Annotated in this window: 19 protein-coding genes; 11 read left to right on the forward strand and 8 right to left on the reverse strand. The window is 70.4% G+C overall.

From position 1 onward, the window contains the following. Nucleotides 1-72: 72 nt before the first annotated feature. The 6 genes from FHG10_RS00150 to FHG10_RS00175 all read right to left on the reverse strand — a co-directional run bounded on the left by FHG10_RS00150 (nt 73) and on the right by FHG10_RS00175 (nt 6,586). On the reverse strand, nt 73-1,362 hold the full coding sequence (locus FHG10_RS00150) for an alanine racemase (protein WP_193636136.1): 1,290 nt from the start codon (nt 1,360-1,362) through the stop codon (nt 73-75). A 57-nt stretch (nt 1,363-1,419) separates the two neighbouring features. Then, complete coding sequence (locus tag FHG10_RS00155; protein WP_152351333.1) at nt 1,420-2,037, reverse strand: bifunctional 4-hydroxy-2-oxoglutarate aldolase/2-dehydro-3-deoxy-phosphogluconate aldolase; 618 nt, start codon at nt 2,035-2,037, stop codon at nt 1,420-1,422. Continuing rightward, nucleotides 2,034-3,137: a sugar kinase gene (locus FHG10_RS00160; RefSeq protein ID WP_227487928.1), complete on the reverse strand. Its 1,104-nt coding sequence runs from the start codon at nt 3,135-3,137 to the stop codon at nt 2,034-2,036. Before FHG10_RS00160 ends, FHG10_RS00155 begins: the two co-directional genes overlap by 4 nt. A gap of 19 nt (nt 3,138-3,156) precedes the next feature. Next, nucleotides 3,157-3,543, reverse strand: coding sequence for a RidA family protein (locus FHG10_RS00165; RefSeq protein WP_227487929.1), 387 nt, complete (start codon nt 3,541-3,543; stop codon nt 3,157-3,159). Nucleotides 3,544-3,609: 66 nt separating this feature from the next. Next, nucleotides 3,610-5,211, reverse strand: coding sequence for an N-acyl-D-amino-acid deacylase family protein (locus tag FHG10_RS00170; RefSeq protein ID WP_152351334.1), 1,602 nt, complete (start codon nt 5,209-5,211; stop codon nt 3,610-3,612). Nucleotide 5,212: 1 nt separating this feature from the next. Then, on the reverse strand, nt 5,213-6,586 hold the full coding sequence (locus FHG10_RS00175; protein ID WP_152351335.1) for an MFS transporter: 1,374 nt from the start codon (nt 6,584-6,586) through the stop codon (nt 5,213-5,215). A 205-nt stretch (nt 6,587-6,791) separates the two neighbouring features. On the opposite strand from FHG10_RS00175, the gene FHG10_RS00180 reads away from it, so the two are divergent. The 7 genes from FHG10_RS00180 to FHG10_RS00210 all read left to right on the forward strand — a co-directional run bounded on the left by FHG10_RS00180 (nt 6,792) and on the right by FHG10_RS00210 (nt 14,233). Next, on the forward strand, nt 6,792-7,532 hold the full coding sequence (locus FHG10_RS00180) for a helix-turn-helix transcriptional regulator (RefSeq protein ID WP_152351336.1): 741 nt from the start codon (nt 6,792-6,794) through the stop codon (nt 7,530-7,532). An 84-nt stretch (nt 7,533-7,616) separates the two neighbouring features. Beyond that, a complete protein-coding gene (locus tag FHG10_RS00185) occupies nt 7,617-8,387 on the forward strand; it encodes a glucose 1-dehydrogenase (RefSeq protein ID WP_152351337.1) in 771 nt (256 codons plus the stop codon). A 285-nt stretch (nt 8,388-8,672) separates the two neighbouring features. Continuing rightward, nucleotides 8,673-9,383 carry a GntR family transcriptional regulator gene (locus FHG10_RS00190; RefSeq protein WP_152351338.1) on the forward strand — a complete coding sequence of 237 codons (711 nt, stop codon included), beginning with the start codon at nt 8,673-8,675 and terminating at the stop codon, nt 9,381-9,383. Then, nucleotides 9,380-10,249 (forward strand): NAD(P)-dependent oxidoreductase, encoded by an 870-nt coding sequence (locus tag FHG10_RS00195; RefSeq protein ID WP_152351339.1) that lies wholly within the window; start codon nt 9,380-9,382, stop codon nt 10,247-10,249. Before FHG10_RS00190 ends, FHG10_RS00195 begins: the two co-directional genes overlap by 4 nt. Further along, complete coding sequence (locus tag FHG10_RS00200) at nt 10,249-11,385, forward strand: mandelate racemase/muconate lactonizing enzyme family protein (protein WP_152351340.1); 1,137 nt, start codon at nt 10,249-10,251, stop codon at nt 11,383-11,385. The genes FHG10_RS00195 and FHG10_RS00200 overlap by 1 nt, the downstream gene beginning before the upstream one ends. Next, nucleotides 11,382-12,800, forward strand: coding sequence for an aldehyde dehydrogenase family protein (locus FHG10_RS00205; RefSeq protein ID WP_152351341.1), 1,419 nt, complete (start codon nt 11,382-11,384; stop codon nt 12,798-12,800). The genes FHG10_RS00200 and FHG10_RS00205 overlap by 4 nt, the downstream gene beginning before the upstream one ends. Before the next feature lie 26 nt (nt 12,801-12,826). After that, entirely contained in the window at nt 12,827-14,233 is a 1,407-nt protein-coding gene (locus FHG10_RS00210) for an MFS transporter (protein WP_152351342.1), read from the forward strand. A gap of 77 nt (nt 14,234-14,310) precedes the next feature. On the opposite strand, the gene FHG10_RS00215 is transcribed toward FHG10_RS00210, so the two are convergent. After that, nucleotides 14,311-15,591 carry an ROK family transcriptional regulator gene (locus tag FHG10_RS00215; RefSeq protein ID WP_152351343.1) on the reverse strand — a complete coding sequence of 427 codons (1,281 nt, stop codon included), beginning with the start codon at nt 15,589-15,591 and terminating at the stop codon, nt 14,311-14,313. 97 nt (nt 15,592-15,688) lie between these two features. Between FHG10_RS00215 and FHG10_RS00220 the strand changes: the two genes are divergently transcribed. From FHG10_RS00220 to FHG10_RS00235, 4 genes are read left to right on the forward strand one after another with little or no spacing between them, the layout of a single operon-like run. Next, nucleotides 15,689-16,939 carry an ABC transporter substrate-binding protein gene (locus tag FHG10_RS00220; protein WP_152351344.1) on the forward strand — a complete coding sequence of 417 codons (1,251 nt, stop codon included), beginning with the start codon at nt 15,689-15,691 and terminating at the stop codon, nt 16,937-16,939. A gap of 5 nt (nt 16,940-16,944) precedes the next feature. Continuing rightward, nucleotides 16,945-17,850: a carbohydrate ABC transporter permease gene (locus tag FHG10_RS00225; protein WP_193636137.1), complete on the forward strand. Its 906-nt coding sequence runs from the start codon at nt 16,945-16,947 to the stop codon at nt 17,848-17,850. After that, nucleotides 17,847-18,746 carry a carbohydrate ABC transporter permease gene (locus tag FHG10_RS00230; RefSeq protein ID WP_152351346.1) on the forward strand — a complete coding sequence of 300 codons (900 nt, stop codon included), beginning with the start codon at nt 17,847-17,849 and terminating at the stop codon, nt 18,744-18,746. The genes FHG10_RS00225 and FHG10_RS00230 overlap by 4 nt, the downstream gene beginning before the upstream one ends. A 2-nt stretch (nt 18,747-18,748) precedes the next feature. Further along, a complete protein-coding gene (locus FHG10_RS00235) occupies nt 18,749-20,107 on the forward strand; it encodes a sulfatase family protein (RefSeq protein WP_152351347.1) in 1,359 nt (452 codons plus the stop codon). 46 nt (nt 20,108-20,153) lie between these two features. Here the strand turns inward: FHG10_RS00235 and FHG10_RS00240 are convergent, their stop codons facing one another. After that, the gene (locus FHG10_RS00240) at nt 20,154-21,944 is read right to left on the reverse strand and encodes a dipeptide ABC transporter ATP-binding protein (RefSeq protein WP_152351348.1); all 1,791 of its coding nucleotides are present in this window, start codon (nt 21,942-21,944) and stop codon (nt 20,154-20,156) included.

Consider the following 21,944-nt stretch of genomic DNA (forward strand, 5'->3'; position numbering starts at 1 on the left):
GGCGGCAGTCGTCAGTGCAGGCGGCCGGGGCCGACGCCGACGGTCGGGACGCACGGCCGTCGGCTCACGCGGTCAGAACACCGTCTCGACGGCCTCCCGCACGATCCCGTCCGCATCGACCACCGGCACCAGGCGCCACTTGTCGAAGGCCGTGCACGGGTGGGAGAGACCCAGCTTCACCACGTCCCCGATCCGCACCGGCGCGTCGTCCGCCGCGCCGGACGCGTCGTCCGCACCCGAGGTCGCCTCCCACCGCACGAAGGTGTGCTGGTCGTTCAGCGCCGTGACCTCGAAAGTCCCCGCCTTCACGGAGCGCTCCTCGCCGCCGAGTCCGTCCGCCACGGCGATCACCGTGGGCAGGCCCTCGTCGAAGGGCACGTCGCGCTTGCCGGCATCGAGCAGGGCGAGCCCCGGCTCGGGCCGGGAGACCACGCGCGCATAGGCGAACATCGCCGGGCGCAGGGCCTCGTCGTCCGTGACGCCGCGGGTCGCATCCAGGGGCGAGATGCCCCGGTAGAAGCCGCTGTCGTGCACGATGTACGCGCCCGAGCGCAGGATCGCGCGGGTGTCCGCGATGCCCGCGATCGCCTCGGCCACGAGGTCGAAGTAGGCGCTGCCGCCCGCGGTGACCCACGGGGTGCCCTCGACGAGCGGCCGCACCTGCTCCACGAGCGCGGCAAGGCGCCGGCAGTAGGTGCCGACGGCGTCGAGCGCGGCGGGGGAGCGGTCGTGTGCGAGGGCCCCCTCGTAGCCGGCGACGCCGCGCAGGGCGAGCACGGGGGAGGCGGCGATGCGCTCGGCGATCGCGAGGGCCTCGTCCTCGGTGCGTGCGCCCGTGCGGCCCCCGTCGGCCCCGAGCTCCACGAGCACGCCGAGACGCGCGCCGGAGGGGAGCGCCCGCTCCATGAGTTCGACCGCGGCGAGCGAGTCCGCCCAGCACACGACCCCCTGCTCCGGGTGCTCGGCCAGGTGCGCGGCGAGCTGCCCCAGCAGCCCCGGATCCAGGCACATGTTCGCGATCTGCACGGTGGGGATGCCCGCGCGCAGGGCCACACCGGCCTGCCAGCCCGTCGCGACGGTGATCCCGGTGGCGCCCGCGGCGAGCTGACGGTGCCACAGCGCGGGCGCCATCGTCGTCTTGCCGTGCGGCATCAGCTCGAGCCCGCGCGCGCTCGTCCACGCGGCCATCGTGGCGAGGTTGTGGTCCACCGCCGCGCCGTCCAGCACGAACAGAGTGGTCGAGAAGGCGGAGAGCGGCGCGTCGAGAGCGGCGACGTCGCGGCCGACGAGCGCGGCCGGGAAGGACTTGTCCTCCGCGGTGACGGTGCGGGGGGTCGGGGGAGTGGTCTGCGTCGTCGTCATGGTCTCCATCGTCCTCGGTCGGGGGTCGTGCGGTGCGGGGAGCGTCGTTCCGGGCGGTCAGCGCCCGATGATCTGTGCGAGCCGTGGCAGCTCGGCCTCGTCGGCCAGGGCGCTTCCGACAGCCACCACCTGCGCCCCCGCGGCGAGGAAATCCGGTGCGTTGCGCGCGTGCATGCCGCCGGTCGCGACGAAGCGCATGCCCGGGAACGGGCCGCGCATGGCCGCGAACCAGTCGGTGCCCAGCACCGAAGCGGGGAACGCCTTCAGCCAGGTCAGCCCGGCCTTCTGCGCGAGCTGCACCTCGGAGGCGGTGGCGACGCCGGGCAGCGACGGCATCCCGGCCGCCTCGCTCGCGCGCACCACGTCGAGGTCGAAACCGGGGCTCACCGTGAACGCCGCCCCCGCCCGCGCCGCGGAGCGGACCGTCGCCTCGTCGACGACGGTGCCGGCGCCCACGGACCTGCCGCGCTCGCGTCCGGCCGCGACCACGGCGGCCAGGGCCTCCTCGTCGGCCGGGCTCTGGATCGGGATCTCGACCGCGTCGATGCCCAGGTCCCACGCGGTGCGGGCCAGCTCGAGGCTGCGCGCGGTGCCCATGCCGCGCAGGATCGCCATCAGGGGCGCGGCGCGGAACGCCTCGTCGAACCATGCACCGGCGTCGCTCGACGTGCTCAAGCCGTCGCCTCCTGCGTCTCGTGCGCGGAGTCGATGCCCGAAAGGGCCGACCCGTCGCCCTCACGGCGCCCGCCGTGCTCCGGGATGTCCTGCGTGCTCGAGAGCGCGCGGGCCGCCCAGGCGTGGCCGCGCGCGAGCCGCTCGGCGGGCGGGGCCTGGTCGAGCAGGGCGTCGAGCCATCCGGCGGCGAAGGCGTCGCCCGCGCCGACGACCTCGACGACCTCCACGCGGGGCGTCGCCACCGCGGTGCGGCCCGCGCCGGAGCCGGAGCCGGAGCCGCCGGAGCGGTCGGAGCCGTCGGGGGCGCTCGACCCGTCGGAGACCTCGGAGGCGAACTCGACCGCCTCCACGTCCGCATCCTTGATCACCAGGTGCGGCACCTGCGGGAAGAGCGCGCGCACGTCGTCCGCGGTCCGGGCGGACCACAGCACCTCGGCCTCGTCCCGGCCGACGAGCACCACGTCGGCCCGCCGTGCCGCCTCCCCGATGGCCTCCGCGGCCTCGGCCGTCGTCGGCCAGAGGGACGGCCGATGGTTCACGTCGAAGCTCACCAGCGCGCCGGCGCTGTGCGCGAGGTCGATCGCGGCGCCCACGAGGTCCCGGCAGCTCGCGGACAGGGCGAGCGTGATGCCGCTGAGGTGCACGATCCGCACCTGGTTCGTGTCGATCGCTGCCAGGTCGCCGGGGCCCAGGCGCGAGGCGGCCGAGCCCCTCCGGTAGTAGGAGACGCCACGGCCGGGGTCCTTCACGTACAGGCCCGTCGGCGCCTCCGGATCGAGGCGCACGCGGGCGATCGAGACGCCGCTGGCCTCGATGAACGCGCCCACGCGCCGGCCCAGCGGGTCATCGCCCAGGGCGCTGAACCACTCGACCGCGCGCCCGGCGGACGCGAGGTGGCAGGCGACGTTGGACTCCGCGCCGCCGGTGCCCACGTGGAAGTCGCGGGCCGACTCCAGCGGCTCCGGCCGGGCGGGCGTCACCAGCGCCATCGTCTCGCCGATCGCGAGCACGTCGATGGGCCGGGGCCGCGTTCCCGGATCCGCCTGCGCGGCCCGGGCCGCCGCAGTCTCCTCGCTCGCCACCTCGTGTCCTCCCGTCACCAGCGTCCGCTCCTGGTCCTCAGGCCTTCACACGGGCGACGACGTCGATCTCGACGAGGATGTTCGCGAGCTGCGAGCCGACGGTGGTGCGCACCGGGTAGGGCTCGGTGAAGAACTCGGCGTAGGCCTCGTTGAACTCGGCGAAGTCGGCGAGATCGGCGAGGTGCACGGTCGTCTTCAGCACGGCGTCCATGTCCACGCCGTGCTCGGCGAGCACGGAGCGCACGTTGCGCAGCACCTGGCGGGTCTGCTCGGCGACGGAGTCCGCGACGGCGTTGCCGTTCGCGCGGTCCTGCGGGCCGAAGCCGGCGGTGAACAGCAGGTCGCCGCTGACGATGCCCTGGCTGTAGGGGCCCGCTGGCTGGGGTGCGCTCTCGCTGACGATGGCGGTCTTCTCGATGCTCATGGTGCTCCTTCGGTGGGTGAGCGGTGGTGCTCGGGTGAGCGGTCGTGCTCGGGGTGGACGGATGGGTCAGGGGCGGGCGGCGGACGCACGGATGCCGCCGCCCGGTGTCTCGCCGGTCAGTCTCCCGCCTGCGAGGACGGGGGTGCCGGCGACGATCACATCATCGATGCCCTCGGCGAGGGCGAGGGGCGCGGCGTAGGTCGCCGCGTCCCGCACGCCGCCGGGGTCGACGAGGGCGAGGTCGGCGATCGCGCCGGGCCGGATGCGGCCGCGATCGCCCAGGTGGAAGCGGTCGACGGCCGCTGTGGACAGATGTGCCGCGGCCTGCGACCAGTCCAGGAAGCCGTGCTCGCGCACGTAGGTGGCGAGGTAGGAGGCGAAGGTGCCGCGGGCGCGCGGATGCGGATGGGCGCCGATGAAGATGCCGTCGGAGCCGCCCATGTGCGCGGGGTGGGCGATCAGGCGTCCCAGGTCCTCGACGGGGCGCTGGTGGTGCGCGGCCATGATCGCGTTCGCGTCCAGGCGCGAGGCGACCAGCACGTCCAGGGCCGCATCGACCGCGTCGGTGCCGCGGCGCTGCGCGATCTGCGCGAGCGTGAGCCCCGGCGCCCAGGCGAGCTCGGGGGCGGCGGTGTGGGCGAGGGTGATCAGCGCGGGCCAGTCCTCGCCGAGGCTCGGGTTCTTGGCGACGCGCGGGAACCACTCGCGGCGCAGGCGCTGCCTCTGCGCGGGGTCCGACAGCAGCGGCACGAGGTCGTCCGTGCGCATCGCGTTCAGCTCCGGCGGCAGCATGGTCATCGCGAGGATCGAGCAGCCGCGCGTGTACGGGTAGGCGTCGAAGCTGCCGGTCACGCCCTGGCCGGTCAGCCAGTCCATGAGCCGTGCGGCCTCGTCGGCCGCGGTGTGGAAGTGGGAGATGTGCACGGGCACGCCGGCGGCGGCGCCGATGCGCCCGGCCTCCTCGACGCCCACGCGCGCATTGTCCTCGTAGCCGCCGCGCATGTGCGTCACGTACGGCAGGCCCGTGGGCGCGAGCGGCGCGCACAGTGCGGCGATCTCGGCGGCGTCCGCGAAGATCCCCGGCGCGTAGTCGAGCCCGGTCGAGAGGCCGACGGCCCCGTCGGCCACGCCGCCCGCGACCAGGGCGACCATGTGCTCGAGATCCTCGGCCGACGCCGCGCCCTGCGCGGAGCCCATCACCTCGTGGCGCACGGTCCCGGCGGGCACCAGGTAGGCGACGCCGAGGGGAACCCGGCCGTCGTAGCTCGCGAGCAGGTCCGCCACGCGGGTGCCTTCCCCCGGGTACCCCGGATGCGAGCCGTTGATCGGTGCGAAGTACTCCGCAGCGTAGGCACCGTCGGCCGGGGCGAAGGAGACGCCGTCCTGCCCGCCGATCACGGCGGTGATGCCCTGGCGCAGCAGCGCGAGCTGCACGTCCTCGTCGAAGACGGCGGCGTCGGCGTGGGAGTGCGCATCGACGAAGCCGGGCATCACGAGCCGGCCCTCGGCCTCGACCACGTGCGTCCCGGGGAGGTCGGCGCTGGGGCGCCCCATGCCCGGTGCGGAGACGTCGACGATGTGCTCGCCGTCCACGAGCAGGTCCGCGCGCACGGGCGCGGCGCCGTCACCGGGGACGACGCACCCTCCGCGGATCAGCAGCCGGCCCATGTCAGGTCGTCTCCAGGTCGCGGAGCCGGCCGGCGTCGGCCGTATCGGGACGGATCGAGGCGGCGGCGGTGGCGATCGCGCCGATCAGGCAGATGACGACGACGTAGACGATGACCGGCCAGATCTCGCCGCTCGCCCAGCCCACGAGCGCTGTCGCGATGAAGGGCGCGAGCCCGCCGCCGAGCGTGTTGGAGAGCTGGTAGCCGACGTTCACGCCGGTGGTCCGCTCCTCGACGTCGAACATCTCGGTGAGCAGGGTCGAGAGCGTCCCCTGCATCATGACGCCGGGGATCACGAAGCCCACGACCATCCCGAGCCAGATGAGCGCGGGCACGTGCGTCCCGTACAGCAGGAACGCCGGCCAGACGAGCAGGGCGAAGCCGATGCAGCCGGCGATGTAGACGCGGCGGCGGCCCACCCGGTCCGAGAGCGCCCCGTAGGCGGGGGCGACGAAGATCTGCAGCACACCCACGATCATCGTCCCCAGGAAGCCCACCTGGGGCGGGACGCCGCCGGAGACCATGTAGGAGAGCCCGTAGGTGAGCACCACGTAGCCCGCGATGGACTGCGGGAGGCCGATGAGGATCCCCAGGATCGTGTTCCGGGGGTGGCGCAGCACCTCGACGATGGGGGAGCGGCGCCGGATCCTGCCCAGCTCGATCTCCTGGGTGTGGGTCGTGAACTCCGCGGACTCCTGCAGCTGGCGCCGCAGCAGCACCGCGCACACGGAGAGCACCAGGGAGAACACGAACGGGATCCGCCAGCCCCAGGTCATGAAGAACGAGTCCGGCCCCAGGCCCAGGCCCGCCATCATGCCCGCGGAGAGCACGTTCGCGACCCCGGCTCCGCTGATGAGGAAGGCGCCGAACAGGCCGCGCCGGCCGACGGGCGCGTGCTCGACGACCATCGTCGCCGCGCCGCCCATCTCCCCGCCCACGAACAGGCCCTGGAGCATCCGCATCACCAGCAGCAGCACGGGCGCCGCGAGACCGATCATGTGGTCGGGCGGGATGAACCCGATCGCGGCCGTGGACAGGCCCATGCCGATCACCGTGACCAGCAGCGTGACCTTGCGGCCCATGCGGTCGCCGATGTAGCCGAACACGACGCCGCCGAGGGGGCGGAACAGGAAGCCGACGGCGAAGGTCGCGAAGGACTCGAGCTGGGCGACGAAGGGGTCGTTGCCCGAGAAGAACACCTGCGGGAACACCGCGGCGGCCGCGAGTCCGTACAGGTAGTAGTCGAAGTACTCCATGAGGGTGCCGACGGCGCCGCCGGCGATGGTGCGCGCCTGCCTGCGGCGCGGGGGCGGGGTCGTGGAGGCGTTCTGCGGCGGGCGGTCCCCGGGGGTTCGGCGTCCGGTGGCGGCGCTCATGATCGCCTCGCGGCGGGGGTTCGTGCCATGGCTCTGGTCCTCCTCGACGACGCGGCAGGTGACGCTGCCGCAAGAGCGGGTGCGTCGGCCTCCGGGGCCGACGGCAGAGGACGCTACCCGATGGTGTACTGAAATTCTAGTCAACTGACAGAACTTATGTGCGCCTGGGTGAGAGGATGTCGCCGACCGACGATCGGAGAGAGCTGTGACCACGTCCTCAGCCGCGCAGACCGACTCAGCCCTGCAGGCGGGAGCCTCCGCGCAGGCGGAATCCGCCGCGCAGACCGAGACCCGCTTCGCCGACATCGAAGAGGTCCATCGCGCCCTCGCGCCCGTGATGGAGGCGATCGCCGCCGTCGGCGGCGCGCACTGCGAGGTCGTCCTGCACGACCTCGCCGAGGGCGACCTCAAGCACTCGGTGCACGCGATCATCAACGGCCACGTCAGCGGCCGCAGCGTCGGCGGACCCTCGACGAACCTCGGGGCCGAGGTCCTGCACGATCAGAGCCGTGACCACGACGCCTACGGCTACCGCGCGCGGACGGCCGACGGCCGCGAGCTCATCAGCTCCTCCGTCTACTACCGCGACCACGGCGGCCGGATCATCGCCGCCCTGTGCATCAACCGTGACCTCTCGCCCCTGCGCGGCGCGATGGACGCGCTCGCCGGGCTCCTCCCGACTCCCGCCGACGAGCCGGCCGACCAGCCCCACGAGCTCGTGGTCCCCAACGTCTCCGACGTCCTGGACGACATGATCGACGAGGCCGTCGGCGCGATCGGCCGCCCCGTCGCCTCGATGACCAAGGCGGACCGCATCGAGGTGCTGCGCCTGCTCGAGGGCAGGGGAGCCTTCCACATCAAGCGCGCCGCCGAGCGGGTCTCTGCGCGGCTCGGCGTCTCGCGCGTGACCACGTACGGGTACCTGGACGAGGTGCGGCGGGGCTGAGCATCTCCGGTAGCGTCCATGCCACTGCGCTGCCGGCACCTCCCCGCGGCCCCGCTCCACCTCGACGAAGACGGTGATCCCCCGATGAGCATCCTCTCCACCTTCGACCTCACCGGCCGCACGGCGATCGTGACCGGCGGCTACCGCGGCCTCGGCCTCGCCTTCGCGCGCGGTCTCGCCGAGGCCGGGGCCGACGTCGTCATCGGCGCCCGCGACGGCGACGCCTCGCAGCAGGTCGCCCGAGAGCTCGCCGAGGAGACCGGCCGACGCGCGCTCGGGATCGCCCTGGACGTCACGGACCCTGCCTCCTGCGAGACGGCCGTCGCGGCCGCCGTGGAATTCGGCGGCGGTCTCGACGTGCTGGTCAACAACGCCGGCGCCTGCTTCCACGCTCCGGCGCTCGACGTCACCGCGCAGGAGCTGCGCACCGTGCTCGACACGAACGTGGGCGGGGTCTTCGAGATGAGCCGCGCCGCGGCGCGCGCGATGATCCCCGCAGGGCGCGGCTCGATCGTGAACATCGGCTCGATGTCCGGGGACATCGTGAACCGTCCCCAGCTGCAGCCGATCTACAACGCCTCCAAGGCCGCCGTCCACCACCTCACGAAGTCGCTCGCGATGGAGTGGGCGGAGCACGGCATCCGCGTCAACGCCGTCGCCCCGGGCTACGTGAAGACCGAGATGGCGCCGGTCGACGACCCGGCCCTGCGCCAGCGCTGGATCGACGATGCGCCCATGCAGCGCTACGCCCTGCCCGAGGAGATCGCCCCCGCGGTGCTCTACTTCGCCGCCGACGCCTCGAGCTTCGCGACCGGCTCCGTGCTCACGGTCGACGGGGGATACACGGTGGTGTGAGTGCGGGAGTCCCGGGCGGGCAAGCGACCTCCCGGGTCTTCTCTGCATGCCCTTCGCGGATTCGACACCGGCGCATTGGTCCCGGTGTCGTGCACCCGTGATCTCTCTTGCCCCTTGGAGTGCAACCGCGCCATTTTGCCAGTTCAGAGACTTGGGGCGTCGTTCCGGGCATTGATCGTTCGGCGCCTCGAAGTTTCCGGTCGAGCGGAAGTCATCGCGCCCCGTGGATCAGCACTCGTTGCCGCAATTGCATGTTGCATGTAATCTGCCGGTTCAAGGAGGGCGATGATGACTCAGCCGACACTGGATACGGGATCGATCAGCCGAGGCGACGCGCTGGTGGATCAGGCCTACATGGTCATTCGGGGTGCGATCCTCGACCGGGCGCTCGAACCGGGGGCCCGATTGTCCGTCCCGGAGCTCGCGCGTCAGCTCGATATCAGCCGGAGCCCGGTCCGTGAGGCGATCGCCCGCATCGAGTACGAGGGGCTCGCGAAGAGCGTGGCCCATCGCGGAGCTGTCGTCGTGGAGATCGGGTTCGACGAGCTGATCGGGATCTACGACCTGCGTGAAGTCCTCGAGGGGCTCGCCGCACGGCTCGCGGCCCGATCGTCGGATCCGCAGCTCGCGGAGGCGCTGGAGACGAACTGGAGCTCGCACCACGATGCCGTCGAGAGCGGAGACGTGGAGCGGCACATGGAGCTCGACGCCGCATTCCACAGGCTCGTGCGGGAGGCCAGCGGCAACCTTCGGCTGGCGGACAGCCTGCGCAGGCTACAGGGCCAGATCCGAGTCGCCATGAACACGACGGTCGCGCGCCGCGGCGGTATGCACGCCGCACTCGCCGAGCACCGTTCTCTCATCGATGCGATCACGGCGGGCGATCCGGAACAAGCAGAATCCGTGGCCCGCCACCACATCGTCCGACTGCGCGAGAGCCTGCACGACGCGGCTCTCGCGGACAACCAGGACCTCGACGAAAGGCGCGAATCATGACCACCACCGCTGTGATCGGACTCGGAACCATGGGAGGGCGTATCGCCCGCACTATTGCGGCCGGCGGCCACGAGGTGAGGGGCTTCGATCCCTTCGAAGGGGCTCGCGAGGCTGCTGCCGCCTCGGGCATCGACGTCTTCGAGACCGCAGAGGCCGCGCTCCAGGATGCAGAGCTCGTGGTGCTTTCGGTTCCGCGTCCCGAACACGTCCTCGAGACGGCCCGGGGGCCGCTCTCCACCGCTCACGGTGCGGTGGTCGCCGATATGTCGACCATCGATCCCGGCACAGCCCGCGAGGCAGCACGGATCCTTGCGGACCAGGACGTCGTCTACGTCGACGCTCCTGTCCTCGGACGCCCAGACAAGATCGGCCATTGGACCCTCCCCACGGGCGGGCCGGAAGACGCCGCTGAGCTGGCGCGCTCCGTCCTCGAGGGAACGGTGGCCACGAAGGTCACCAGGGTTGGCGACGTCGGCGCCGGGCACGCCGTCAAGGTCCTGAACAACCTGATGTTCGGTGCGATCAATACGATCACCGCTGAGGTCCTCACCACCTGCGAGGCTGCGGGCGTGGACCCGAAGGTCTTCGTGTCGACGGTCGCCGACTCAGGCGCCGCCACGGTGTCGAACCTGTTCCGCGAAATCGCCCCGAAGATGATCGCGGGCGACTTCGACCCCGCCTTCGCGCTGGGGCTGCTGGCCAAGGACAACAAGCTCGCGATCGATCTCGCCCGCTCGGTCGGAGCTCCGACCCATCTCGCGGAGGTCATCGACCGCGTGAACTCCGCGGCCATGGACCAGGGCCTCGCAAACGAGGACACGGGCGTCGTCCGGAAGCTGTACAGCACGCAGGTCGGAAACTCCTGATGAGCGAACTGCCCATCGACCGCATCGTCGCGCGGGTCCTGGAATGTCCACTCGAGGACCAGGTTCCGATGTCCTTCTCGCAGCTGAGCGCTCGCCGCACATTCCTCGTGGAGGTGCACGCAGGCGGCGAGATCGGGGTCGGCGAGAGCTGGATCAACTACCCGAACTGGGGGGCGAGCGAAAGGGTGGCGACCCTGCTCGAAGGCGTCGCGCCCCTGGCGCTGGGGCGCGACGCAGAAGACCCTGGCAACGTGCTCGACACCCTCGTCTCCGCGCTCGACGGCGTGGGGCGTCAGTGGGGAGCCCGCGGGCCGATCTGGCAGGCGATCAGCGGCCTCGACATCGCCCTGTGGGACCTGAAGGGGCGCTTGGCGGGCGTACCGCTCGCCGAGCTGATCGGGCCGAAGCGCGAGTCCGTCCCCGCGTATGCGAGCGGAGTGGGTCCCACGAAGGTCCGCGAGCTGACCGAACGCGCCATGGAGTTGGGACTCGGCGCGGTGAAGACGAAGGTGGGTTTCGGCGCGGACACCGATCGCGCCACGATTGCGGCCGTGCGCGAGACCGCACCTGATATGCGGATCTTCGCCGATGCCAACCAGGCGTGGACTTTTGACGAGGCCGTAGAGAACGCGGCCTGGCTCCGGGATGCCGGCGTCGAGTGGCTCGAGGAGCCCGTCTCCGGGGATTCCCCCCAGGATCTGGTCGCTCTGCACGAGGCCACCGACATGCCGCTCTCGGGCGGCGAGAACGTGTACGGACTCGAGAACCTCGTTCGCTATGCGGGCACTGAGGGCCTGATCCATGTCCAGCCTGACGTTGCGAAGTCCGGAGGGCTCACCATCCCGCTTCGACTGGCCGAGCACCTCCCGGGAACGGGGTGTGCGCTGAGCCCTCACTGGTACGCCGGGGCCATCGGCCTGCGGGCCTCGATCACTCTCGCGACAACGGTCGAACAGGCCGGATGGATCGAACTCGACGTCCGCGACAACCCGCTTCGCGACGCGCTCGTCACTGAAGGCTTCCCTCTCTCGGATGGAGCCATCAGCCTCCCCAACGCCCACGGGCTCGTCGCTGATCTCGACCCCGACGCCGTGGACCGATTCCAAGTCCATTCTGACGAACGGAGAATCTCATGACCGACAACCGCATTCCCGCCGCCCGGATCGCCGGGCGAATCGTCGAGGGCGGTGACGTCCACGACGTAATCGATCCTTCGACCGGCACCCCCATTACGAGCGTCGGATGGACGGGTGCCGGTGACGTCGAGAAGGCAGTCAGCGCCGGCGCGCAGGCCTTCCAGCTCTGGTCCGGGACCGCGGCCCGTGAACGTGCCGCAGCGCTGCGTGCCATTGCCTCGGATCTGCGCGCACAGACGACGGACATCGCTCCCTTGCTCGCAGCCGAGTCGGGCAAGCTCCTCGGTGAGGCGGAGGGTGAGGTCGAGTTCTCCGCCAAGTACTTCGACTGGTTCGCCGACGCTGCTGTGATCGCAGAAGAGGAGACGGGGCGCACCACTGCGAACCGTAGGTTCCGGGTGCGCCGTCATCCCGTCGGTGTCGTCGCCGCGATCGGAACATGGAACTTCCCCCTTTCGATTCCCGCCCGCAAGATCGCCGCCTCGATCGCGGCCGGCTGCCCGACAGTGCTCAAGCCGAGCGAACGGACGCCGATCTCAGCAGACGCACTCGTGCGGATCTGTGAGAGGCATCTGCCACAAGGCGTCATCGGACAGGTCATCGGCGAGGGGATCGAGCTCACGAACGCTCTCATCGATGACCCCCGCGTGGCTGCTGTGACCTTCACGGGCTCCACGCCTATCGGGAAGGTGATCGCCGAGCGCGCTGCACGCACACTGACCCGTGCATGCCTGGAGCTCGGTGGCAGAGCGCCCTTCATCGTGCGCGAAGACGCTGACGTGGCCGACGCCGTGGAGCACCTGATGGTCGCGAAGCTGCGCAACAACGGGGAGTCGTGCATCGCGGCGAACACGCTGTTCGTGCACGCCTCGCTCGCCGAAGAATTCCGGGATGCCCTCGTCGCACGGCTTTCCGGACTGCGCCCTGGGCGCCAGGACGACACCGGCGCCGACTTCGGCCCACTCATCGACACGGGGGCCGTGGACAGGCTGCGTGGCCTCGTGGCACAGGCGGAGCGCGCAGGGAAACGAGTGGTCCGGGGTCCGGAGGGCCCCGATTCCGGGGCCTTCATGCCTGCCGTCCTGGTCGAGGATGCGCGGGACTCCGAGTTGTATGCACAGGAGATCTTCGGCCCCGTGCTCGCCATGGCCATCTATGAGGACGAGGACGCCCTCGTCAGCGAGATCAACGGATGGGGCGTCGGGCTCGCTGGTTACGTGTGCGGACGTGACATCGCCGCAGCACAGGACCTCGCCGAGCGACTCCGCATCGGCATCGTCGGCATCAACAACGGCGCCCCGAACACGCCCGAGGTCCCCTTCGGCGGGTTCGGCGACTCGGGCGTCGGGCGTGAGGGCGGAGTAGTCGGCTACGACGAGTTCACCGAACTGCAGACCATCTCGGCGGCGCGCTGAGCACACCTATCAGGAGAGGGACCATCATGGACAGAGTCGTCCTGCGCACGAAGCGCGATGTGATCACGTTCGTCAACGACCACCCGACCGGAAGCTCGCGCGGAAGGATCATCGCCCTCATTGCGCTGGGGTCGATATTCATCGACGCCTACGACTTCACGTCCCTCGCCATCGGGCTGGACACCATGAAGGCGGAGCTGAACCCCACGCCCTTCCAGGTCGGCACCACCACCTCCGCCATGGCGGTGGGCGCCCTGCTGGGGGCGATCTTCGGGGGATACCTCGTCGACAAGCTGGGCAGGTACAAGCTGCTCATCCTCGATCTGGTGCTCTTCGTGGTGGCCGCGCTCGGTTCGGCCCTGTCACCCTCGATCGGGATTCTGATCTTCTGGCGTTTCCTGCTCGGGGTGGGCGTCGGCCTCGACATGCCGGCCGCGCTGAGCCTGGTCGCTGAATTCACGCGCAACAAGGACAAGGGAAAGTTCGTCAACCTCTGGCAGCCCATGTGGTACCTCGCGACCATCACGTCGGCGGCCTTCGTGCTGCCCCTGGTGTTCCTCGGAATGGGGGATCACATGTGGCGTTGGGCCGTGGGGTTCGGCGCGGTGCCGGCCTTGATCGTGCTCGCCCTGCGATTCCTCTTCGCCGACGAGAGCCCCATGTGGGCGGCGCACAATCTCGGCATGGGTGAGGCAGTGAAGATCCTGCGCAAGAACTTCCCCGGTACCGAGTTCGAGATCGAGGAGGGGGAGGAGGAGAAGGAAGCCGACACACGCCTCGGTCGCATCTTCGAGAGCGGATACAGGGTGCGCTCCCTCGTCGTCGCCGTGGTGAGCGGCTTCCAAGCGGTCCAGTACTTCGCGGTGGGGTTCTACCTGCCCGTCATCGTCGGCCTCATCTTCGGACTCGATGTCACGTCGATCGTGCTCGGCACGATCCTGCTGAATCTTTTCGGGCTGGTGGGCGGAGGGATCCAACCATTCCTCACCCACCGCTACGGAGGGCGCGCCCTCACCTTCATCGGCTGTGCCATCTGCGTGGTCGCACTCATCGCAGTGGGGATGGTCGACGTCGCATCTGCCCCGTATCTCGCGGCCATGCTCGTCGGGGCCTTCATCTTCGGTCACTCCTTCGGGCCCGGGTCCCAGGGGAAGACGATGGCGACGCTCTCGTACCCGACCGATCTGCGCGGCACGGGAACCGGGTGGGCAGAAGCATGCAGCCGCGTCGGATCGATCGGCGGGTTCTACGTCTTCCCGCTGGTGGTCGCGGCCGTGGGGCTCTCGCACACCATGATCATCCTGGCCGTCGTGCCACTGATCATCTTCATCACTGTGCTCGTGGCCCGATGGGACCCGAAGGACGTGGACATCGAGGGCGGTTCGATCCGCCCCGTGCGTGCAGGGAATGAGAAGGAGGCCCTGTCTCGGTGAGTTCGCCCCGGTAGGTGATCGGCGAGGCGAATCCTGACGATGGTGCTCCTCGAGTGAGGCCCGCGCGGTGCGGACCCTTACCCCAGATACAGCTGGCCCGGCGCGTCGAACATGGTCTCCGCCATCGCCAGGGACGCGGCGCCGACGGCGCCGACGTGGCCCCCGATCGCGGTTCCCCGCACATCCACCGTGTGATCGTCCTTCGCCACGTAGTGCTCGTTCACCAGGGACGGAGCGACCCGCAGGCAGGCCGCCTCGAACGCCGGCCACTGCGGACCGCCGAACACGATGCTGTCCAGGTCCAGCAGGTTGGCCAGCTGCATGCCGACCCGAGCGAAGCCGCGCGCGGCGTCCTCGAGGATCTTCCGGGCCACGGCGTTGCCGCGATGCTCCGAGCGCTCCGAGAGTCGGGACAGTGCGGCTTCCACGGAGCGTGCGTCGTCGAGGTCGGTCCCCTTCTCCAGGGCGCCCTGCTCCACCGCGGTCCCGACGATCCGTGACGGGAGAGAGGAGACCGCCACGCAGCCGCGGCCTCCGCATTCGCACGGCGGCCCATCCGGGTCCGCGGTGAGGTGCCCGATATTGCCCAGATGGGAGAGGCGCCCGGCGGCGTTCCCGAACCCGCGCAGCGGCTGTCCGTCCAGCACGATCCCGGCTGACACGCCGCTCCCCAGGTAGAGGAAGGCCAGATTCTCCGCATCGCGCGGTGTCCGCCAGATCTCGCCGATCGCCGCGGCGGTGCTGTCCTTCTCGACCACCACCGGGACGCGCAGGCGCTGCGCGATCTCGTCTCGGAGCTCGACGGTCCCCCACCCCGGCAGCAGGGGAGGGCCGACGACCGACCCGTGCTCGATGTCGAGCGGGCCGGGTGTCGCCACACCGACACCGGCGACCTCTTCGGTGGGGACCGCTGCCTGGTCGAGCAGAGCTCTCACCTGGGTATCGACCACTTCGAGAATGCGCTCAGGGCCGGGTGTCTGCGGTGTGGGCACGGTCAGCGCATGGACGTCATCGCCGGCGAGGTCGAGCAGCACCAGGGAGAGACGTGCGGGATCGATGTGGAGTCCGATCGAGTACCGGCCGGTGGGAACGACCTCGTAGACGATGCGCGGGGCGCCCATCCCTGAGCGCACGCGCCCTGACTCCCGGATCAGTCCCGCCGTCACCAGGCGCTGGCAGATGTTCGAGAGCGTCTGCGGTGTCAGTCCCGTGCGCTGCACCAGCTCGCTGCGACTGGTGCCGGGGGAGCGTCGGATCAGGTCGAGGACCAGGACCTGGTTGTACCCGGCGACGCGCGGAAGGTTCGTCCCGCGGCGCCCCGGCCGCTCCGTCGCCGGCTGCGGGTACTGCATTGCCATGGGCCGATAGTACGTCGGCCGTTGACTTATTCAAATTGATCATGTCTACTGACGAGCGCCGAGGCTCGACGTGGAGACCTCAGGAGGAGACCTGGTCATGAGACGACGGACGATGCTGGCAGCCGGAATGGCGGCACTCCCGTTGGCCGGCTGCGCCGGCAGGGGCGGGGAGGGCCGTCGAGTCTTCCGCCAGTTCGACCCTGCGGATCAGGCGACGGGACTCGCGAAGGCGGTCAAGGCGTGGAACACAGAGCATCCGGACTACACCGTCACCATGGAGACGCTGTCGCCGAACAATCCGCAGCAGTTCGCGCGCGAGGCCAATGCCGGTTCGGGGCCGGACATCGCTCAGCTCGCGTTCACCGATGTGTCCTTCATGGCGGAGCCCCGCATCCTCACGCCGCTCGATCGGCTCATGTCCAGCGCGCCGGCGGAAGGACAGGAAGATCTCCTGGCCACAGACATGACGACGTACGACCGCCAGACCTGGGCGATCCCCTGGACCGCAGACACGATGGCTCTCGTCTTCAGGCCCGACGTGCTGGAGAAGGCGGGAGTGGCAGACACTCCCGAGGACTGGGAGGAACTGGCCGAGGTCTCGGCGCGCATCACCAAGGATTCCGGGGGTGATGTCAGTGGTTTCGTGTTCCCGGCGGCCGCCCAGTACTCGAGCGCCCAGTGGTTCCCTATCAACTACTACCTCTGGGCACATGGCTCCCAACTGATCAGGGCCGACGGAGAATCGTGGGAGGTGGCTGTCGATCAGCAGCAGCTCACGGACGCGATGACCTACTTCAACACCTTCTTCACCGAGCACATCGCCCCAGCAGCCATGCAGGCGGTCACCGATTACGGCGACCCGAGCATCGTGGGCGCGCTCGGTGAGGGCAGCTGCGCGATGACGTTCATGCCGCCGACGGCATTCCGCGCCGCACGGGAGAGCATCGACGCCGAGCTGATGACGGCCCCCATGCCGTGCGGCCTCGTCGACGGCGCGACGCATCTCGGCGGCCGAGCACTCGGCATCAACGCGAACTGCAAGGAGCCGGAAGCTGCCTGGGCATTCGTCACCCACCTGCTGAGCCCGGAGACCTTCGAGCTGTACCCGCAGTACCCGGCGTCCGCCGCGACCCTCGACCGCGTGGACGTGGACCCGTCGGAGCGAGGGTTCACGAAGCAGCTCCCACACTCCGAATCGTTCGCACGCTACGCGGACGCGCCGATCACGATCGCTTCGCTCCAGGAACTGGTGAACCAGCAGTTCTCCGCCGTCTACTCCGGTCAATCGGAGCCCGAGGACGCGTCGGAGAAGCTCCTTGCCGCCCTCGCCCGCGGGCTCGAGGAGTGATAGACGTGATCGCACCCCGCCTCCGCTCGGCGCAGCCGTACCTGCTGAGTGCCCCCGCTCTGCTCGTGATCGGACTGCTGTTCCTCATCCCGTCCGTCTACAACGTGGTCCTCGCCTTCCAGCACCTCACGCCCTACCAGTCGCCGGGCGAGGCCGAAGCTGCGGGCCTCGAGAACTTCACCGACCTGTGGAGCAGCGGAGACCTGCCGCACGCCGCACTCAACACCGTTCTCTGGCTGACAGCGGCGACCGTGGTCCTGCGCCTCGGCATCGGGCTGGGGCTGGCCCTCGCGCTGGAGTCCCCGATCCTGAGGCGCTGGCGGCTCCGCGGTGTCTCCCGCACGATCATCCTCATCCCGTGGATGGTGCCCCAGGTGGTCGCGATCGCAGCGTGGCGGTGGATCCTCGACGGGAGCACCGGCGTGCTGAACCAGGCGCTCACCGGGCTCGGGCTCATCGATCAGGGCGTCCCGTTCCTCGCGCAGACCAGCACCGTGTGGTGGTCGATCATCGCGATCATCGTCTGGCGCGAGCTCCCGTTCGTGGTCATGGTGCTCGTCGCCGGACTGCAATCGATCCCGGCGGAGCAGTACGAGGCCGCCGCGGTCGATGGCGCGGGTCGGTGGGCGTCCTGGCGCAGCGTCACGGTTCCGCACCTGCGCCCCGTGCTGACCGTCGTGGTGCTGGTGACCGTGATCCAGACCTTCAACAATTTCGTGTACGTCTGGCTCACCACGGGCGGCGGGCCGGGGAATGCGACCGCCGTGCTGGCCACCGAGCTGTACAGCGCCGCGTTCTTCGACAACGACCTCGGCGCGGGCGCGGCGATCGGATTGCTGATGACCGCGATCATGGCGATCTTCGCCGTCGTCTACCTGCGTGTCACCTCCACGAAGGGGGATTCCCGATGACGACGACACGTTCCGCCCGGATGACCGCGGCCCGGCCCCGGCCCGCGCCACGGAGACGATCGCGGGAGCGCAGGCGCCTGCAGGACCTCGTGTTCCTCGTGCCGTTCGGCGTGGTCCTGCTGGTGATCCTCTTCCCTGTGATCTGGATGCTCTACAGCTCTCTGCGCCCGGTGCAAGCCATCTCGCAGGGCATCACCTGGCGCAACGTCTTCTCGGGACTCAGCCTGGACTCGTACGCGCGCCTGTTCGAGCAGACGGGATTCGGGCGCTACCTGCCGAACAGCATCATCGTGTGCGTCAGCGGGACGATCATCACGGTGGCGATCGCGACGCTCGCCGGGTTCGCGCTCTCGCGCTTCGCGTTCCGCGGCAGGCCGGCCGTGATGCTGGTCCTGGTCGCCACACAGCTGCTCCCCTTCGTCGTGCTGATCACGCCGGTCTACCTCCTCTTCGCCGAGCTGAGGCTGCTGAACTCCTTCGCCGGGCTGACCATCGTCTACGTCGCGATCACCACCCCTCTCGCCACGCTCCTCATGACCGGATTCCTGAACGCCGTGCCGCAGACCCTCGATGAGGCGGCGAGGATCGACGGCGCCTCGACGCTCACGGTCATCGTGCGCGTGATCGCGCCGCTGGTCTGGCCCGGGATCGTCACGGTCGGGGTCACCACATTCATCGCCATGTGGGACGAGTTCCTGTTCGCGCAGGTCTTCCTGACCAGCGACTCCCTGAAGACCGTCCAGGTGGGCATCGCGGGGCTCTTCGGCGAGTACGGCACGGACTGGGGAGTCGTCATGGCCGCCTCTGTGGTCGCCGCTCTGCCCACCGTGGTCCTGTTCTCCCTGCTGCAGCGTCGGCTCGTCGCCGGCATGACCGCGGGAGCCGTGAAGGAGTGAAGATGACAGAGCCGAGCCGCCCCAACATCGTGATCCTGTTCGCCGACGACCTCGGCTGGGGCGACCTCGGCTGCTTCGGGGCCGAGGACATCCCCACCCCGCACCTCGACGCCCTCTGCGCGGCCGGGGTCCGGCTTCCCCAGTGGTACGCGAACTCCCCGGTGTGCTCGCCCTCGCGCGCCTCGCTGATGACAGGCCGGTACCCCGCCCACGCCGGTGTGGAATCCATCCTCGGCGGGACCCGGCGCACGCCCGGGCTGCCCCATCAGCCCACCCTCGCTTCACACCTGCGCGAGCGCGGGTATCGGACGGGTCTGTTCGGCAAGTGGCACCTGGGGGCCGACCCCGCCTACGCGCCCGCTCATTTCGGGTTCGACGAGACCTTCGGCTTCCGCGCAGGCTGCGTCGACTACTACTCGCACATCTTCTACTGGGGGGACCACAACCCGGTGCACGACCTCTGGGACGGGGACGACGAGGTATGGCGCAACGGCGAGTACCTCACCACGGTCATCGGGGACCGCGCCGCAGAGTTCGTCACTCGTACCGCGCCCGAGTCGCCCTTCTTCTGCTGCGTCCCCTTCAATGCACCGCACTACCCGATGCACGCGCCCGACGAGCACATGCGGCGCGTCGCCCATCTTCCTCCTGGTCGGCGGGAGAGCGCGGCGATGATCGCCGCGATGGACGATGCCATCGGCGAGATCCTCGCGGCCCTCGATCGCAGCGGCGTCCGGGACGACACGATCGTGCTGTTCTCCTCCGACAACGGGCCCTCCCGCGAGAGCCGCAACTGGCTGGACGGCGAGGAGATCTCCTACACGGGCGGCTCCGCCGGCGGGCTCCGCGGCTCGAAGGGATCCGTGTTCGAAGGGGGGATCCGTGTGCCCGGCATCGTCTCCTGGCCCGCGCAGCTGCCCTCCGGCGCCGAGTACGACCGGGTGGGAACGATGATGGACCTGCTGCCGACGCTCCTGCACGCCGTGGACGGCGAGGAGCCGAAGCTGCCCGAGGTCGACGGGATCTCACTGCTCGATGCGCTGCGGGCCGAAGGTGGAATCTCGGGCCGAAGCGAGGGCGACGTCCCCTCGGCGGGCGAGTCCGCCGAGCGTGCCGTCGTGTGGGAGTACCAGGGCCAGTACGCGGTACGGCGAGGTCGCTTCAAGCTCGTCCACGATGCTCGCGAGGGCATGGACCCGCCTGCTGCAGTGGGCGCTGCACTCTTCGACCTCGAGACCGACCCGCAGGAGTCGACGGACATCTCCGGACAGGCGCCCCGGATCGTGGCCGACCTCGAACGCGTGCTCAGCAGCTATCAGGAGGCCGCAGTGCAGTGGGAGGACTCCCGCCGCGACGGCTGAGGGCGATGCGCCTCCCAAGCCACGACCGCCTCCCCGGGGCGTTCCCTCACGCGGCCGCGCGCCGCGCCCTGCGCTCGGCCTGCAGGTCCGGATCGGCCACCGGAGCCGCGGCGATCAGGCGCCGGGTGTACTCCTCGTGCGGATCGTGCAGCACCCGGGCGCTGTCGTCCGTCTCCACGAGGGCCCCGGAGCGCATGACCGCCACGCGTCCGCAGAGCTGGTCGACGACCGCGAGGTCGTGCGTGATGAACAGGCACCCGAAGCCCAGGGACTCCTGCAGCTCGCGGAAGACGTCGAGGACCTGCGCCTGCACGGAGACGTCGAGGGCGCTCGTGGGCTCGTCCGCGATCAGCAGGGCGGGATCGAGGGCGAGCGCGCGGGCGATCGCGACCCTCTGGCACTGGCCGCCGGAGAGCTGGTGCGGGCGGCGGTGTCGCCACGAGTCGTCGAGCCCGACGCCTGCGAGAAGCCGGGAGGTGCGCTCCTCGAGCTGCTCGCTCGAGAGTCCGAGGATCTTCACGAGTGGCTCGGTGACGGTCCGCTCCACGGTGTACCGAGGGTTCAGGGAGGAGCGCGGGCTCTGGAACACGACGCCCACGCGCCGGCGCATGGCGCGGCGATCGGCGCGGCCCGCGGTGACCACGTCCCGGCCCTCGACGAGGATCGAGCCCTGTGCGACCGGCACCAGACCGACGATCGCGCGGCCGATGGTGGTCTTCCCGCTCCCGGACTCGCCGACCAGCCCCAGGATCTCGCCGGGCGCGACATCCAGGCCGACCCCGTCGACCGCCCGCGACCGGCGCGCGCCGCGTCCGTAGTCGACGCAGAGGTCGCGGATCGAGAGTGCGGCATCCGGATCGCCCGCCGCGTCCGCGCGGCTCGCGCCCTCGTGTGAGTCCCCGGTCGCGCCCTGGGACGGACACTCGGTCGTCCCCGGGTCCTCGCCCCCGGGCTCGCGCTGCGGAGCCGGCTCCCGCCCGGGCCGTTCGTCGATCTCGAGGCGCGGCACGGCCTCCAGCAGCGTGCGCGTGTACTCCTCGCGCGGAGAGCCCAGCACCTCGCGCACGGGCCCCTGCTCGACGACCTTCCCGTCCTTGAGCACGACCACCGCATCGGCGAGGTCCGCCACGACGCCCATGTCGTGGGTGATGAGCAGCACTGCCGTGCCCGTGGACTCCCGCAGGCGGCGCAGCACGTCGAGGACCTCCGCCTGCACGGTGACGTCCAGGGCGGTCGTCGGCTCGTCGGCGATCAGCAGGTCCGGTCGGGAGGCGAGCGCCATCGCGATCATCACGCGCTGGCACTGCCCGCCGGAGAGCTGGTGCGGGTACCTGCGCAGCGCACCCTCCGGGTCCGGGATGTCGACCTCGCGCAGGAGCTCGAGGCTGCGCTCGCGCACCTCGCGGCGACTGGTCCCGGGGGCGGCGCGTCGGACCACCTCGGCCAGCTGGAAGCCGATGCTGAAGACCGGGTCGAGCGAGGCCGTGGGGTCCTGGAAGATCATCGAGACCCGTCGGCCCCGCAGCTCGGGCAGAGGGCTGGGACCGTCGCCGAGCACCTCCACCAAGCGATCGTCGGCGCCGCGCACGCGGATCGAGCCTGTGATCCGGGCGTCCTCGGGAGCGATGCCGAGGATCGACATCGCGGTCATGGATTTGCCCGAGCCGGACTCGCCGACCACGGCCGCGACCTCCGCCTGATGGACCTCGAAGGACGCCCCGTCGACCGCGAGGACCTCGCCCTCGTCGGTCTCGAAGCGCACCCGGAGATCTGCGATCTCCAGGACCGCCGCGGAGTCCTCGTCGCCGTGCTCCAACGCGTCCGGCCTCGTGCTCAT

This window comes from Brachybacterium subflavum, assembly GCF_009299795.1.
GTDB classification, from domain to species: domain Bacteria; phylum Actinomycetota; class Actinomycetes; order Actinomycetales; family Dermabacteraceae; genus Brachybacterium; species Brachybacterium subflavum.

Excerpts from the sequence above, each read along its gene's own strand:
- FHG10_RS00150 (WP_193636136.1), bottom strand. The coding sequence starts at position 1,362 with ATGACGACGACGCAGACCACTCCCCCGACCCCCCGCACCGTCACCGCG.
- FHG10_RS00165 (WP_227487929.1), bottom strand. The coding sequence starts at position 3,543 with ATGAGCATCGAGAAGACCGCCATCGTCAGCGAGAGCGCACCCCAGCCA.
- FHG10_RS00170 (WP_152351334.1), bottom strand. The coding sequence starts at position 5,211 with ATGGGCCGGCTGCTGATCCGCGGAGGGTGCGTCGTCCCCGGTGACGGC.
- FHG10_RS00175 (WP_152351335.1), bottom strand. The coding sequence starts at position 6,586 with ATGAGCGCCGCCACCGGACGCCGAACCCCCGGGGACCGCCCGCCGCAG.
- FHG10_RS00185 (WP_152351337.1), top strand. The coding sequence starts at position 7,617 with ATGAGCATCCTCTCCACCTTCGACCTCACCGGCCGCACGGCGATCGTG.
- FHG10_RS00190 (WP_152351338.1), top strand. The coding sequence starts at position 8,673 with ATGATGACTCAGCCGACACTGGATACGGGATCGATCAGCCGAGGCGAC.
- FHG10_RS00195 (WP_152351339.1), top strand. The coding sequence starts at position 9,380 with ATGACCACCACCGCTGTGATCGGACTCGGAACCATGGGAGGGCGTATC.
- FHG10_RS00200 (WP_152351340.1), top strand. The coding sequence starts at position 10,249 with ATGAGCGAACTGCCCATCGACCGCATCGTCGCGCGGGTCCTGGAATGT.
- FHG10_RS00205 (WP_152351341.1), top strand. The coding sequence starts at position 11,382 with ATGACCGACAACCGCATTCCCGCCGCCCGGATCGCCGGGCGAATCGTC.
- FHG10_RS00210 (WP_152351342.1), top strand. The coding sequence starts at position 12,827 with ATGGACAGAGTCGTCCTGCGCACGAAGCGCGATGTGATCACGTTCGTC.
- FHG10_RS00215 (WP_152351343.1), bottom strand. The coding sequence starts at position 15,591 with ATGGCAATGCAGTACCCGCAGCCGGCGACGGAGCGGCCGGGGCGCCGC.
- FHG10_RS00220 (WP_152351344.1), top strand. The coding sequence starts at position 15,689 with ATGAGACGACGGACGATGCTGGCAGCCGGAATGGCGGCACTCCCGTTG.
- FHG10_RS00230 (WP_152351346.1), top strand. The coding sequence starts at position 17,847 with ATGACGACGACACGTTCCGCCCGGATGACCGCGGCCCGGCCCCGGCCC.
- FHG10_RS00235 (WP_152351347.1), top strand. The coding sequence starts at position 18,749 with ATGACAGAGCCGAGCCGCCCCAACATCGTGATCCTGTTCGCCGACGAC.
- FHG10_RS00240 (WP_152351348.1), bottom strand. The coding sequence starts at position 21,944 with ATGAGCACGAGGCCGGACGCGTTGGAGCACGGCGACGAGGACTCCGCG.